12 protein-coding genes are annotated in these 14,599 nt (G+C 49.3%); 4 read left to right on the plus strand and 8 right to left on the minus strand.

Annotation, left to right across the window (positions count from 1 at the left end; all coding sequences use genetic code 11):
- Positions 1–7 precede the first annotated feature (7 nt).
- Both C2M36_RS12970 and C2M36_RS12975 read right to left on the minus strand, forming a co-directional pair.
- On the minus strand, positions 8–1,204 hold the full coding sequence (locus tag C2M36_RS12970; protein ID WP_267894663.1) for a multidrug effflux MFS transporter: 1,197 nt from the start codon (positions 1,202–1,204) through the stop codon (positions 8–10).
- Positions 1,205–1,954: 750 nt separating this feature from the next.
- Positions 1,955–2,479 carry a hypothetical protein gene (locus C2M36_RS12975; protein WP_105255249.1) on the minus strand — a complete coding sequence of 175 codons (525 nt, stop codon included), beginning with the start codon at positions 2,477–2,479 and terminating at the stop codon, positions 1,955–1,957.
- A 447-nt stretch (positions 2,480–2,926) separates the two neighbouring features.
- Between C2M36_RS12975 and C2M36_RS12980 the strand changes: the two genes are divergently transcribed.
- A complete protein-coding gene (locus C2M36_RS12980; protein ID WP_105255250.1) occupies positions 2,927–3,397 on the plus strand; it encodes a hotdog fold domain-containing protein in 471 nt (156 codons plus the stop codon).
- Positions 3,398–3,563: 166 nt separating this feature from the next.
- Here the strand turns inward: C2M36_RS12980 and C2M36_RS12985 are convergent, their stop codons facing one another.
- From C2M36_RS12985 to C2M36_RS13005, 5 genes are all read right to left on the minus strand, one after another.
- The gene (locus C2M36_RS12985) at positions 3,564–3,947 is read right to left on the minus strand and encodes a bactofilin family protein (protein ID WP_158678946.1); all 384 of its coding nucleotides are present in this window, start codon (positions 3,945–3,947) and stop codon (positions 3,564–3,566) included.
- A 7-nt stretch (positions 3,948–3,954) separates the two neighbouring features.
- Positions 3,955–5,067, minus strand: coding sequence for a M23 family metallopeptidase (locus tag C2M36_RS12990; protein WP_105255252.1), 1,113 nt, complete (start codon positions 5,065–5,067; stop codon positions 3,955–3,957).
- Between the two features lie 189 nt (positions 5,068–5,256).
- Entirely contained in the window at positions 5,257–6,567 is a 1,311-nt protein-coding gene (gene fahA, locus C2M36_RS12995) for a fumarylacetoacetase (RefSeq protein WP_105255253.1), read from the minus strand.
- A gap of 130 nt (positions 6,568–6,697) precedes the next feature.
- Positions 6,698–7,744 carry a 4-hydroxyphenylpyruvate dioxygenase gene (gene hppD / locus C2M36_RS13000; RefSeq protein WP_105255254.1) on the minus strand — a complete coding sequence of 349 codons (1,047 nt, stop codon included), beginning with the start codon at positions 7,742–7,744 and terminating at the stop codon, positions 6,698–6,700.
- Positions 7,745–8,006: 262 nt separating this feature from the next.
- Positions 8,007–9,476: a peptide MFS transporter gene (locus C2M36_RS13005; protein ID WP_105255255.1), complete on the minus strand. Its 1,470-nt coding sequence runs from the start codon at positions 9,474–9,476 to the stop codon at positions 8,007–8,009.
- Positions 9,477–9,924: 448 nt separating this feature from the next.
- Between C2M36_RS13005 and tyrR the strand changes: the two genes are divergently transcribed.
- Positions 9,925–11,481 (plus strand): transcriptional regulator TyrR, encoded by a 1,557-nt coding sequence (gene tyrR / locus C2M36_RS13010; RefSeq protein ID WP_105255256.1) that lies wholly within the window; start codon positions 9,925–9,927, stop codon positions 11,479–11,481.
- Positions 11,482–11,678: 197 nt separating this feature from the next.
- Positions 11,679–12,212, plus strand: coding sequence for a thioesterase family protein (locus C2M36_RS13015; RefSeq protein WP_105255257.1), 534 nt, complete (start codon positions 11,679–11,681; stop codon positions 12,210–12,212).
- A gap of 321 nt (positions 12,213–12,533) precedes the next feature.
- Here the strand turns inward: C2M36_RS13015 and C2M36_RS13020 are convergent, their stop codons facing one another.
- Positions 12,534–13,196: an OmpW/AlkL family protein gene (locus C2M36_RS13020; protein WP_105255258.1), complete on the minus strand. Its 663-nt coding sequence runs from the start codon at positions 13,194–13,196 to the stop codon at positions 12,534–12,536.
- 220 nt (positions 13,197–13,416) lie between these two features.
- On the opposite strand from C2M36_RS13020, the gene dapE reads away from it, so the two are divergent.
- Positions 13,417–14,592 (plus strand): succinyl-diaminopimelate desuccinylase, encoded by a 1,176-nt coding sequence (gene dapE / locus C2M36_RS13025; protein ID WP_105255518.1) that lies wholly within the window; start codon positions 13,417–13,419, stop codon positions 14,590–14,592.
- The last annotated feature ends 7 nt before the right edge of the window (positions 14,593–14,599 follow it).

Genomic DNA, 14,599 nt, shown 5'->3' on the forward strand with positions numbered 1-14,599 from the left:
GTTTGTCTTATTTATGTAACATTTTTCCCTTGTTGCCGAGTAGAACGAGCCAAAACGGCAACAGCATGGCGATATGCAGGGCGATTAATGCCGGCGTCGACAGGGGCAGTGATTGGGCTAACAGTACCAAGACTCCGGCGCCGCTCATCTGCATTACCCCAACAAGGGCAGAGGCGGTGCCCGCCTGCTTGGCAAAGGGGGCGAGGGCGGCGCCAGCGGCACTGCCAAGAATAAGCGCATAACCCAGGGCGCCTACAAACATGGGTATCATCAGCGCCGCCGCATGTGGGCTGTGTTGACCCGCCACCAAGGCAATGGCACACACTAGCATCAGGGTTAAACCCAGCCGTAAGGCGCGGCGTGAGCTGCGTTTGATCAGTTGCGGGGCGATAAAGCAGGCCACCATGCTAATGGCACCATTAATGGAAAACCACAGCGTGAAGGTTGGGATATCCTCGCCCAGATGTTCGATGATCCAGCCCGGTGCACTGGTGACGAACATTAGAATCGAGCCCATGGTCAGCATGGTGATGCAGCCGTTAAACAGGAAGACGGGGTGGCGCAAAATTGGCGTGAAGCGGCGTAAATCGAAGATATGGCCCTGATAGTGGCTATCCTGCGGTCGGGTTTCACGGTAGATAAACCAGGTCGCCAGGGCACCGAACACAGCCCATATCAACATAAAGATAAAATTGCTTTGCCAGTTAAAACGTAGCGTCAGCCAGGCCCCTAAAATGGGCGCCAGGGCAGGGATAAGGCACACCACGCCATTTAAATAGGTCAGCATCTGGCCGCTGCGAGCCGGGCCAAAGACATCGCGCACTATGGCAAACGCGGCAACAAAGGTAGCACAGGCACCGAACCCTTGCAGGGCACGGGCTACCAGCAGCCAATTCAAATCACGGGCCATGGCACCGGCCGCGGCGGCCAAGGCATAAATGACTATGCCGGCAAGGGCGATGGGGCGGCGGCCTATTTTATCGGCCAGCGGGCCGGCAATAAGCTGCCCTAAACCCACGGTGAGCATAAAAATAGCCACCGTTTGCTGCAGTTGTTGTTGTGATACCTGGAAATCATTGGCCATCACCACAAAGGCGGGCAGGTAAATATCGATGGCCAGCGGGCAAAATACCACTAGCATCATTAATACGGCGATCAGAGATTTGCTTGGTTGAATGCTCGGGGAAACTGAAGAAGAACTCACGATAATAATACGGCCTAGCTTACAAAGACGTATTGTAAAAATGTCGCCAAATAGATGCCAGCATTAATGTGGAAATATTTTGTGTGTCTGTCGCGTTTATTTTGTCGCGTTGGCGACGACAACCAAAGAGGGAGTGATTCGACTCCCTCTTTGGAAACTCCGCGAACCCGTGATTCGCGAATGCTTGCGAACTCAGCGTTTTGTTAAACGTTCCGCTTAGGTGTTGATGCGATTTAACAGCACATCCATGTCCTGATAAATCTAGCTCGACATCGTGTCTCGCTATCAACCCCACGCTTCACAACAAAAGCCGATTTCTCCAGCGCGAATCCAAACGGGGAGATCGATACCTGTAGGTCAGGTTTCAACCTGACAATGACGTTTGTTGATAGATCTTGTCGCGTTGGCGACAGCAACCAAAGGGCGGTTTGCGCCAACCGCCCCTTGGAACCCCAAGGCGCCCGTGATTCGCTAATGCTTGCGAACTCAGCGTTTTGTTAAACGCTGCGCTTAGCTTTCGACGCGATTTAACGAGGCGTCCTGCCCCGGTAAACCTAACTCCGCATCCATGCTACGTTGTCTCAAGCACGCTGCGCAACAAAAGCCGATTTCTCCAGCGCGAATCCAAACGGGAGAGGCGACACCTGATACTTCAGAGTTTGCTGATGGGCTGATAAGTGCCAATAACCGCCATTCGACTACTAATCATCAATGCTTCATACTTTGATAAAGCAGACTCTTGGTAACGCCTCAAGAAGCGGCGCGCTTTTCAGCGCCCGGTTTGCTTGATTTGTTAGGTTGTTTTCCGATATTTTCCAGTGGTTTGGAAAAAGCATCCGTTGAACAAAGACAACACTCCACAGGCCAGTGAGCATGAACTCTATGAATTAATCCTTGTTTCGACTTTATTTTGATTTCTTTAAATACTCGACCTTCCTTAGTCTTTAGCCACCATAGTCTTTCAGTTTTTATAGGACGAGAAGCAGCCCATTCTCTATCGTACTCTTCACTTGATACGCTTTCACCTGCCTCCAACTTTTTCTTCACTGGACCGTTAGTCAATAGCTCATAGCTTTCGATAGTATAAGTCTCAATATATAGTTCTGGTTTTCTAGGAGAACTTAAACGTGGGATTTCAATATAAAATTCACCAGCATTTTCTAGTTTAGTAATTTCTATAAGCTTATCAAACTCAGGCCCAAAGTTTGGGACGGTACAACAAAGAGCTGGCTGAGCAATAAGAAATGCGAATAAAATAAATACTGTATTTTTCATACTGCAACCTAACAATTTAATAGTGCGCAAATCGCGCATATTTCTGATTTGCAATCGCGCACTTTCTGAATGGGTTAGTTTTAACAAAGTTGATAACTAGTTGCCAGCGTTATCAAAAATATATGTTGTTAACTTTTTGAGCCAGATAAAAATGCGCAAATTGCTCATTTTCCTGAATATGGGGGAAAAGTTCTTATGCTGGATATTAAATCAACCTTAATAGAAGAGATTTAACATCCGTTCTTCGCTCTTAACCATCTAACAGATTGCGATAGCCTTAATTAGAACGCAGGTGCATCAGCTTAACCCTTTCATTGCATGATTCCCTAAGGTGCCGCCGTCACCACGACAAGATCTAACTTAACCAATAAATACGACTAAGGATGTAGTTGCATTTAAATCCAAACGCGGGTTTACTGGTACGATGAGTGCTTAAGGAGAATAACAATGACTGCACCCCCGTTATTACGTACCTATCAAAAATTTACCAAATGGCCCTGTGGCCATTGGCTGTTTTCAAAGGCCGTGTGCGCGAAAGCGCCGTATTTTTCGTCCATTAATCCGCAGATCAGCGAGTTGATGCCGGGCAAATGCGTGGCCAAGGTGAAAAACCGCCGCGCCGTGCACAACCATATCGGCACCATACATGCGATCGCCCAGTGTAATTTGGCGGAATTGGTGGCCGGGGTGATGACCGACGCTACCGTGCCGAATAAAACCCATCGCTGGATCCCCAAGGGCATGACGGTGGAGTATTTGCAAAAGGTGGACACCGATATGCAGGCGACGGCGAAAATACCCATGCCGCATCAATGGTTGGATAAAGAAGATTTGGTGGTACCGGTAGAGATAGTGAATATGCGAGGAGAGTTGGTGTTTCGCGCGGCTGTCACCATGTACATTACCGCGCGAAAGTAATACCAATTCTGTTAAGTATGTGCTCAGATATAGCGCCGGATAAATGATGTGCTAACTAGGCGGAATTTTTCTTATGTAGCTATTCTACATAGAAAAATTCCAACGCCGTGAGCATGATATTTAGCCCGCTAGAATGATTAGCTATTTAAGTGAATTGGTATACCCTTTAAGATTCGGCTACCAGGGCATCATCATTGCTGACGATCGACAGCGTTTCTTGCTGGTTCAGCTGTTTGATTTGCCCTTCCATCTGCGCTCCGGCGGCGATGCTTAGGGTGTTGTGGAAAACATCACCCTGTACTTGCGCCGAGGTTTCAATGGCCACCTTGTTGGCGCGAATAGAGCCGCTTACACGGCCACGTATGGTTACTTCACCCGCTTCCACACTGCCTTCAACATGGCCTTGGCTGCCAATGAGTAAAATATCGGCTTTAATATCGCCTTCGATGCGACCATCAATTTGCACTTCGCCCTGACTAACCAGTGAGCCGTTAAGGCGTACATCTGCGGCAATTAATGAGGGGGTGTTGTTATTTTTATTATTATTCAAAACGGGACTACTCTTCTGTGTATCTTTGTTCTTTGAAAACATCGGTTAATGCCTTGGTGATTTTGACCGGATTGATATGTTTATTATTGTGCAACACCTCATAGTGGAGGTGAGTTGCGGTACTGCGACCGGTGCTTCCCATTAACGCTATTACCTCGCCCTTGGTGACGAGATCGCCGCGCTTAACGTGGATTTTATTTAAATGTCCAAAACGCGTGGTAAAGCCATTGGCGTGCTCTATTTCAATAAAGCGCCCATAACCACCGTTACGCCCGGCACGCACTACGGTCCCATCCGCAGGGGCAAAAATTTCGGTGTTGCGCCAGGCCGCCAAATCGACGCCCTTATGCATAGCGCGACGGCCATTCATGGGATCTTTACGTAGGCCAAAGCTGCTGGAAATATAATAATCGGCCGCAGGTAGCATGTGCGGTACCTGCGCCAACATGGACTCAAGCTGGTTAAGGGTCAGCAGCTTATCGACCACGCTGAGCGACTCGGTGTCTTGCTCGTCGGTATCGAGTAACTCCAGCGGACCACCCTGGGCAACCTGCTCCTCGCTTTTGGCGACAAGCTCGTCCATCACCGTACTGGGCAGGCCGGCGCGGGCGATGGCAGCGCCAAGCAGTTGCTCACGTTTGGCAATGGCTTGGTCGAGCAGTGAGAAGGTATCGTACTGACGTTGCTGCAATGTCGCTAAACGCTCATCGACATTCTCTGACGCTGATTGGGTATCGCTGGCCTCGAAGGGGATGCCTTGCTGTGGCATCAATGATGCGGGCAAGGAGGCCAATACATTTTGAGTCAGTTGCTGGCGCTGTTCCAGCCGACTCAATTTAGCAATAAATTGCTCTTGTTGCTGTTGTGCCTCAGCGATTTGCTGGCGCAGTTGCTGATTCTCGGCAACAACATCGCCGCTGCTTAACTGCAAGCGGTTTTGCTGCCAAAAGTTATAGGCACCAAAAGAGGCGAGGGAAGCAATACATACAAAAGCACTAAGAGCCATGACACACTGCTTCTTGGTTGTTAATTCAACCACTTTTACTTCACCCTCTTGGCGAATTAAGATCTGCCTTGCAGGGAAGTGCTTAGTGATAAAGTATGATAAATTTAACTTCATAGAGACAAATTACTGACAAAAACGTTGCTAAGATAACAAGGTGAGCTCAAAAAGCCAGCAAAAAATTGTAATTGGCTGCAAAAAAAATGCAGCTTATCGTGGTTAAAAGCACGAAAGCTGCATTTTTATTAGCTTACCCTTCCTGGTCACAAATGCGGTTAATGGAAGGGCTCGCAGCCTGACAATCTATTATTTGGCAGGCAAAACCGTGGCGCGACATTCGCCGAAGCCGATGCGTGCAAAGCCTTGCTTCTCACACCAGCCACGCATGATCACCGTGTCACCGTCTTCCAGGAACTTACGGCTTTCGCCGTTACCCAGGTCAAGTGACTCTTTGCCGCCGCGAGACAGCTCAAGCAGAGAGCCTGCTTCTTCATGCTCAGGACCAGATTGAGTACCCGAACCAAGCATGTCGCCGGCATTAAAGTTACAGCCGTTCACCGTATGGTGGGCAACCATTTGTGCAACCGTCCAGTAAGAGTGCTTAAAGCTAGATTGCGACAACTTGGCCGCCGGCGTGCCTTCGGCGCGCATTTTTTCCGTCTCTACCGCGACATCCATTTGAATATCAAGGGCACCTTGCTCGCGGTTTTTAGCCGACTCAAGGTATTCAAGCGGTTGAGGATCGTTTTCGTCACGTTTCCAAGCCTGGCGATAAGGAGCCAGGGCTTCGTTGGTAACAATCCAAGGAGATACGGTTGAGGCGAAGTTTTTCGCCAGGAATGGACCAAGCGGCTGGTATTCCCATGCCTGTAGATCGCGTGCAGACCAGTCGTTAAACAGACAGAAGCCGAATACGTGCTCATCCGCGTCATCAAGAGCGATAGACTCGCCTAATTCATTACCTTTACCCAGGTAGATACCCAGCTCAAGCTCATAGTCCAGACGCTTACACGGGCCGAATGATGGCGTGTCGGCATCCGGAGCCTTAGTTTGGCCCTTAGGACGCGGGAAGGTTTGGCCGCTTACGCCGATGCTTGAAGCACGGCCGTGGTAACCAATTGGCACCCATTTGTAGTTAGGTAGTAAGGGGTTATCCGGACGGAACAAGCTGCCTACCGCCGTAGCGTGATAGATTGAAGTATAGAAATCGGTGTAATCGCCGATATGACATGGTAAGTCATATTCAACTTCCGCTTGGGCAACTAGCGCATCGCTCAGTGCTTGTTCATGCTCGCTGCCAGTGCGTAGGGCCTGTGAAAGCGCAAGACGTAGAGCCGACCAGTGTGCCTGACCCATGGCCATAAAAGCGTTTAAACTGGTTTGTGTGGCTGCTTCTACCGCTTCTTGGGCAAGACCGGTGAAAATGCCTAACTTAGCCACAGCGGCTAAATCTAGTACCTGATCACCAATGGCGACGCCACCACGGAATGCTTCGCTGCTGCCGGCGCGGCGGAAAGTGGCAAAAGGCAAGTTTTGGATTGGGAAATCGGTTTTGCCATCGTTCGCAGAGCTGACCCAGCTGGTCAGGTTCATATCGTGCGTTTCATTGAGTTGCATGAGTTATTCCTTTTGCTAAAGCTGTTATGTGTTATTGAGCCATAGATAAAAAAAACAAGGGCTCGGAACTTAAAAAAGCAGTGCCCACACAAAGGTGGACGCTGCTTTTTGGCGCTAGATTAAGGGGCGCTTAGATAACGCCACGGCGCTCTTGGTCACGTTCGATAGACTCGAACAGGGCCTGGAAGTTACCTTCACCGAAGCCGCCATCATCAACACGCTGGATCATCTCAATGAAGATAGGACCGAATAGGTTCTTGGTGAAGATTTGTAGCAGGTAACAGTCTTCGCTTTGGCTATCAACCAGGATTTGGTGCTGCTTGATCTTTTCTTTATCTTCTTTAACCCAAGGAACACGGTCGAAGATGGTGTCGTAGTAGTGATCAACGATATCCAAGGTCGCAATGTTGCTTTGGTCAAGCTTGTCCAGTGACGCAACCAGGTCGTCCGTTAGGAACGCAAGGTGCTGTACGCCAGGACCATTGTACTCGTCCAAGTACTCATCGATCTGGTTGTTGTTGTCGTCTTTACCTTCGTTGATTGGAATCGAGAAGGTGCCACACGGAGATTTAAGGGCGTAAGACAACAGCGCAGTCTTTTGACCTTTAATGTCGAAATAACGAACTTCGGTAAAGCCGAATACGTCTTTGTAGAAGTTTGCCCATGTTTCCATGGTGCCCTTGTACACGTTGTTCGTTAAGTGGTCGATGCGAAGGAAGCCTTTGCTCTCGACAACGTTTTGCTCTTTTAAGTCTACGAAGTCAGTGTCGTAGATGCTGCCTTTGTCACCGAATTGGTCGATGAAGTAAATAAGGCTGTCGCCGATGCCGTAAATAGCAGGGTAAGGCATGTCTTTGTGCGTTGAGTCAGTGGCTGGTTTAGCACCGCGCTCAACCGCTGTGTCGAATGCCTTTTGCGCATCTTCTACACGCCAGCCCATAGAACAAATGGCCGGACCGTGGCTCTTAGCGAACTCAGCAGAGAAACCACCACGTTCGTTGTTCAGTAGGAAATGGATATCGTTTTGGTTGTAGTAAACGATGTCTTTATCTTTGAATTTCTTTAACTTTGAAAAACCAAAGTCGCTAAAGATCTTGTCCATATAGTCCGCATCGGGTGTTGCGTACTCGGTAAACTCAATGCCCTTAAGGCCTAATGGGTTATTTACTTCACTCATGATTTTGCTCCACTTGCTGTGTGTTTGGCCTGGCTTAGGCGGTAAGTCGTTGCTGCGAATAAAGCGCCGCCGTCGCCAACAAGCCATAATAGTTTGAGCGCATAATCGGAGAATTTGTTCGAAAGCGAAAGGGTGGATGGCTAATTAACTAGTGGATGAAGTGTAAACAAAAGTGGACAAAATCTTACCGGTGTAAGCTTTTCGTTAAATTAGCCAATAAAAAAGGCGCCCTTAGGCGCCTTTCTTGACTTCTATGGAAGAATTACTGCTTCTCACCAGTAAGTTCTAATTCTTCTTCCAGTAGCTGCTCTTCATCATGAGTGCCTTCTGCACCATGCATCCAGTCTACTAACTTGTCAGCCATCAACCATAAGCAAATACCAGCGATGAATGCCATGATGGCAACGCCACCGAAGGTGCTTAGTGGACCAGCATCGCCTACTAGCTTACCGATTTCAGCGGCCGCATAGTTACCGATACCCGAGAAGAAGAACCACATACCCATTAGTAATGAGGTGTACTTCAGCGGTGCCAGTTTAGAAACCATAGACAGGCCGATAGGCGATAAACAAAGCTCACCCATGGTGTGGAATACATAGGCCATCACCAACCAGATCACATGGGCTTTGGTGTTTGCATCGTCACCGATTTGCAATGCCGCACCCACCATAGACACAAAGCCAAGGCCGAGGAAGAACATACCCAAGGCAAACTTGCGCGGTGAATCAGGCTCTCTGTCACCCATACGGATCCAGAAGCTGGCAAAAATAGGCGCTAGCAAGATGATGAAAATCGGGTTAACCGCTTGCAGCCAGCTCGCCGGCATTTCCCAACCAAAGAAGACCAGGTCGGTTTTGTATTTAGCGAATAAGTTCATTGAGCCCGCAGCTTGCTCGAAGCCAGCCCAGAAAATGATGGTGAAGAAGCTCATGATCAAGATAACCTTGATGCGGTCGCGCTCTTCGTTAGTAAGTGGCTTTTTAGCAGCGCCTTGCTCATTGTCACCGCCTTGTTTAGCGGCAGGCACGGTACCGATATTACCCAGGTACTTGTTCGCTAGCGCCAACTGCAGGATAACACCCAGAAGCATACCCACACCGGCAGTTAAGAAGCCGTACTGGTAATCAAATTTTTCACCGATAGAGCCAACAACGAAGTAGCCCAGGATAGAGCCAAGGTTGATACCCATGTAGAAGATGGTAAAGGCGCCGTCGCGACGTTTGTCACCTTCAGAGTAAAGGTCGCCAACCATGGTTGAGATGTTTGGCTTGAAGAAGCCGTTACCGATAATAAGCAGACCCAGACCCAGGTACATAAACTCAAGCTCAAGGCCTGGTACCATGGCGTGTGGTGTACCTAGGGCGAACTGACCCAGGGCCATGATCACACCACCGGTGATAATGGCTTTACGCTGGCCGGAGACGTTATCTGCAAACCAACCGCCCAATACCGGTGTTACATATACTAAGAAGGCATAGAAACCCAAAATGCTCAGGGCATTTGAATTCAAGGCTTTTTGATATTCTTCGTCGGCGCCCGCTGACATTGGGTCGATGCCGAAGTAGGCCATATCCCAGCCCATAGCGGCCGCGGTTGCAATAGTAGAAAGGTAAAGCACGAAAATACCGCGCATACCGTAGTAGCTCATGCGTTCCCACATTTCTGTGAAGAACAGCAGGAAGAGCCCCTTAGGGTGACCTAGAAAATCACCTGTTTTTGGTGCTGAACTCATTAAAAATACTTCCTAACTAACAAATTTATTATTTTGCAATGCCGAGCATCGCTGCTAATTGTGAGGCCTTATTATTGTTGCTTTTGCTACTTCAGCCGTCGCGCTAGTGCACGACTTTGTCGGTCTAAACCTCAGGTGAAACCTTCGGAAAAACTTCAGCAGCTGGCCTGTGTATCGGCAGGATAAAAGAGCGGCTAACTACCTGACTGAGTAGCGCGGGCGCCACTTTATCCTAGCGACAAACGCGCCACAGTATACATACAGGCCGGCATGAGGGGAAGTCCTATGAATTAACGCTAAATGAACCAAAGGCGACGCTGGAAAATCACGGCCTAGCAATAAAGTATTAGCAATTTTGTGCAATAATCTTTACAATTTGCTACCCAATTATTGTTAATTTAGCGTATGATTGCGCCAGCCATACTGCTAACCCGCGACTGAGGAACACATGCGTCTTGAAATTTACTGTCAGGACCGAATTGGTATCGCCCAAGAGGTACTAAACATATTGGTTAACTATCAGGTTGATTTAAAAGGCATTGAAGTCGATGCCAAAAATTGCCGCATGTATGTTAGTTTCCCGCCCATAGAGTTTGAACAGTTTCAAAAAATCATGCCTTCCATCCGCCTGATCGATGGCGTTGAAGATGTGCGCACCACGGCGTTTTTGCCCTCGGAGCGTGAACATAATGAATTGAATACCCTGCTCAGTGCGCTGCCCGACGGCGTGATCTCCATTGATAATAAGGGCTGGGTGCGCCTGTGCAACGCCGCTGCCTGTCGTGATTTGCAAATGACAGAGCAAGAGGCGGTGGGAGCCAATATCAATAACCTGCTGAAAGGTTTTAACTTTACCCGCTGGCTTGAGGGTAAAGAGGTGTTGGGACAAACCACTCGCGTGGAAGTGGCGGGAGAAGATTTTATCGCCGATATTCTGCCCATTTCCGTACCCCAAGGCGATGATCAGGATGCGCTAGCCGGCGCGGTGATCAACATTAAATCACAAAGCCGTTTGGGGCAGCAGGTCAGCGCGTTTCGCCGCTACGGCCAGGAAAGTTTTGCCACCATCCATAATTATTCTACGGCAATGCGCCGTACCGTGCGTGAAGCGCGTAAGATGGCGCAGCTTGAAGCGCCCATTCTTATTACCGGTGAAACCGGCACGGGTAAGGAGCTTCTGGCACGCGCCTGTCACTATGCCTCAAACCGCTCGATTAAACCCTTTATAGCCCTTTCGTGCGCCTCGCTTCCCGATGATGTTGCCGAGTCGGAACTCTTTGGTTATGCCGGTTATGAAGACAATGCCGCGCCAAAACGCGGGGTGTTAGAGCAAGCCGATGGCGGTACCGTGTTCCTTGATGAAGTGGGGGAGATGTCATCTCAGCTGCAAACCAAGCTGCTGCGCTTCTTACAGGACGGCACGTTCCGCAAGGTCGGTGATGAGAACGAAGTGAAGGTCAACGTCCGCATTATAGCCGCGACGCAAAAAGATTTGCCGGCCATGGTGCAAGAGGGAAGCTTTCGCGAAGACCTTTATTACCGTATTAACGTATTGACCCTGGAAATCGCGCCATTGCGTGACCGCAAGGCAGATATAGGCCCGTTGGCCGAGCATTTTGTGCAAAAATATGCGCAGCAAAACGGCGCGCCGGTGCCCACCTTAAGCGAAGAAACCATAGAATATTTGCAGCAATACCCGTGGCCGGGCAATGTCCGCCAGTTGGAAAATGCCATTTATCGCGCCGTGTCCTTGCTTGATGACAGCGAGCTGACCGTAGAGCATCTGCAACTGCCTACTTTCACCAATGATCTGGGCTATCTGGAGTCGGACTTTGAAGGCAGCTTAGATCAGGCGGTAAAACGCTTTGAAGCCACCTTGTTGCGTAAACTGTATCCGGCTTATCCGAGCTCGAGGCAGTTGGCCAAGCGTTTAGGGTTAAGCCACACCGCGGTGGCCAATAAGCTGCGCGAGTACGGCATTAACCGTAAGACCGTCAAGGTGTAGGCCATACCCTAAGCGTTAGGCGCAAAAACAATTTTTACGGGCACCCAGTGGGTGCCTTTTTTATGCGCTCATATATAAGAAGATAATGGATTCAACACCTTGATGTTATTTGTTAAAGGAAGACGCAATTAGGTGAGCTTTTTTTAAAGCGGTGCTACCATGCTGGTCATACCTGTTTGAAGCCCTAGGAGCATACCTTGAACTTATATTTTCGGCTGTTGTGGTTATTTTTTAAGATTAAGCGCAACAAGGCGCGCCAATCTTTATTAGAAACTGTGGATATCGACTTTCGCGCCTGGCCCCTGGATTGCGATATTAATCTGCACCTGACCAATTCCCGCTATCTGGCCTTGATGGATATTGCCCGCACCTGGATGACCGAGCGTCTGGGCATGCTGGGTGCGGTGATGAAGCGCCGCTGGTTCCCTATAGTGAATGCCACCGCCATCACCTACATTCGTGATATCAAGCCTTGGCAAACCTTTACCGTGTCCACGCGTTTGGTGGGCTGGGATCATAAGTACTTCTATATCGAGCAAAAATTCACGTCCAATAGAGGTCTGCATGCCATTGCCTATGTGCGCGGTGTGTTTCGTGGTCGTGAAGGGGTTGTTGATGTGGCGGATATAGTCGCCTTGACTGGTTATGAGGGCGAAATGCCTATTTTGCCGCCGGAGATAGTGCATTGGAAAGCCATGTTGGAACAAAAAAAAGCGACTAATCAGAGTTAGTCGCTTTTGCTTTCGCTTACATTAGCAAGTGTGGGCTTGGTTATACCAATTCACTTAAATAGCTAGGATCTGTTTATCTTTGCGGTTTACTTTATGTTCAATCTAAACGCATTCTCATGAATATAATCATTGATTTATGCGGTTAAATTCATCCATGAAGCTTGGTTACATCGCGCATCCATGCGCTCACCTCGCTAAGCTGCGAAGCATTGCTTCGGTCTTGCTCGCCTATGTAGAGTAACTACATAAGAAAAACTCCGCCTTGTTATCACATCATTTATCCAGCGCTATATCTGTTCACATACTTAACAGAATTGGTATTTAGAAGCTGTAACGTACACCGAACATGGCAACAACAGGGTCGATTTTAATGTCCAGAGTAAGGGCTTTAACGCCGTTGGCGTATACGCTGGCGTCGCTATCGATATCCATGTAGCTGACCATGCCGTGTAGGCCCCAGTTTTTGTCCAGCGCGTAGTTAAAACCTACCTGGGCGGCTAGACCCAGCGAGTCATCTAGCTCTACATCTACGTCGTTGGTACCCAATACGGTTTTAAGATCTTGGCTCGCTTGCTCATCGAAGAAGATGGTGTAGTTAATTCCGGCGCCTACGAATGGGCGGAACTTATCGCCAGCCTGACCAAAGTGATACTGACCAAGCAGCGTCGGTGGTAGGTGTTTAACTTCACCGATTGATGCACCTTTAAGTCCGGCACGGCCGTCCACATCGTGGCTAAATGGTGTCGCCGCGATTAACTCTAACACCCAGTTGTCGTTTAATGCGTAGTCGATGGTAATACCTAACTGCGTATCGTCATCAACGTTTAGGCCTAGCGTTGGGTCTTGGTCGATTTTAGACACTTCGCTGTCCGGGTTTACATTAATGGCACCCACATTAATGCTCAGGTTGCTCATGTTTGCGTGAGCAAGAGAAGAGGTACCAAGTAAAAGACCAACTAAGGCTGCGCTAAGTGTTTTTTTCATCTTCATCTTCCTAGTAGAAATTTCGAATTTGTTGTGCTGATGGCGCCATTATCGGGGCTGGGAGAAAATAAAAACTGTTCTAGATCAAGATTTCGTCCGCGTTTATCCGCCACCTGGGTGGATCTTTGATTTAGATTAAACTTTACGTCGATTGCGAGCGACATAAGGCTGTCATAAAAAGGCGCTGTAATGGTTTTAACGCCATGCAATGGAGCATTTTATGTCGAACGCTGTCCGCCTAGCGGCAAACGCACCAAAACTTGCAGACGAGCTTGTGTACCTGCAACAGCTTATTCGCTTTCCCTCGGTGACTCCCAATGAGGCCGGCGCCATCGCCTGGCTGAGCGAGCAACTTACGCAGCGGGGTTTTAGTTGTGAAACCTTAGCTTGTCGGGGGGTGACCAACTTGATAGCCAAATACGAATTCGGCCCAGGTGCGGCTTTCGCGTTTTGCGGCCATATTGATGTGGTACCCGCTGCCGCCGAGCGCTGGCGTTGTGACCCTTTTGCCGGCGACATTATCGATGGCGAAATCTATGGTCGCGGAGCCGCAGATATGAAAGGTGGAGTTGCGGCCATGCTGGCGGCCACCGACCGCCTGTTGGCAACTAAGCCGACTCAGGGGCAGTTTTATTGGCTGATCACCTCGGATGAAGAGGGGGAGGCCGAATACGGCAGTGCCGAAATAGCCAAACATTTGGCAGCTCAGGGTGTACGCTTAGATGCCTGCTTAGTCGGTGAACCCACCGCCGATCTATATGCCGGTGATACCATCAAAAATGGCCGTCGTGGCGCCTTGTCGGCGCGTATTAGCGTGAAAGGTCGCGCCGGACATGTGGCCTACCCAGAACACACGCTAAACGCCGCGCATATCGGCGCCCAACTGGCGGTCGCGCTGCAACAAATTCAGTGGCATAAGGACATCGAGGGATCGAAAACCACATTACAGGTGACCGGCCTGCATGTACCTAACAGCCTGGATAATTTGGTTCCGGCTCAGTGTCAGTTGACCTTTAATGTGCGCTACAGCCATGGTTATCGTGGGGCCGATGTACAGGAAAAGGTCAATCAGGCCTTAGCGCCTTGGCTTAACGAATTAGAGATCAGCTGGGAGCGCCCCTGTGAGCCCTATTACACAGCCGGTGGTGGGGATATTGATCTGATCGCGGTACTGGAGAGCGCCATTTATTCCTGTACTCATAGTTATCCTAAGCTCAGTACCAGTGGTGGCACCTCGGATGGGCGTTTCTTTGCTAATGAGCATACCCAGGTGGTGGAGTGTGGCGTACGCAACCACACCATTCACCAGGATAACGAACGAGTCGCTGTGACGGATCTTAATGCCATTACCGATATTTATGCCCACACGCTGAAGCAGATATTTGCTCGCGCTTAACTCGTTG

The organism is Pseudoalteromonas sp. T1lg75, from assembly GCF_002964705.1.
In the GTDB taxonomy this organism is placed as follows: domain Bacteria; phylum Pseudomonadota; class Gammaproteobacteria; order Enterobacterales; family Alteromonadaceae; genus Pseudoalteromonas.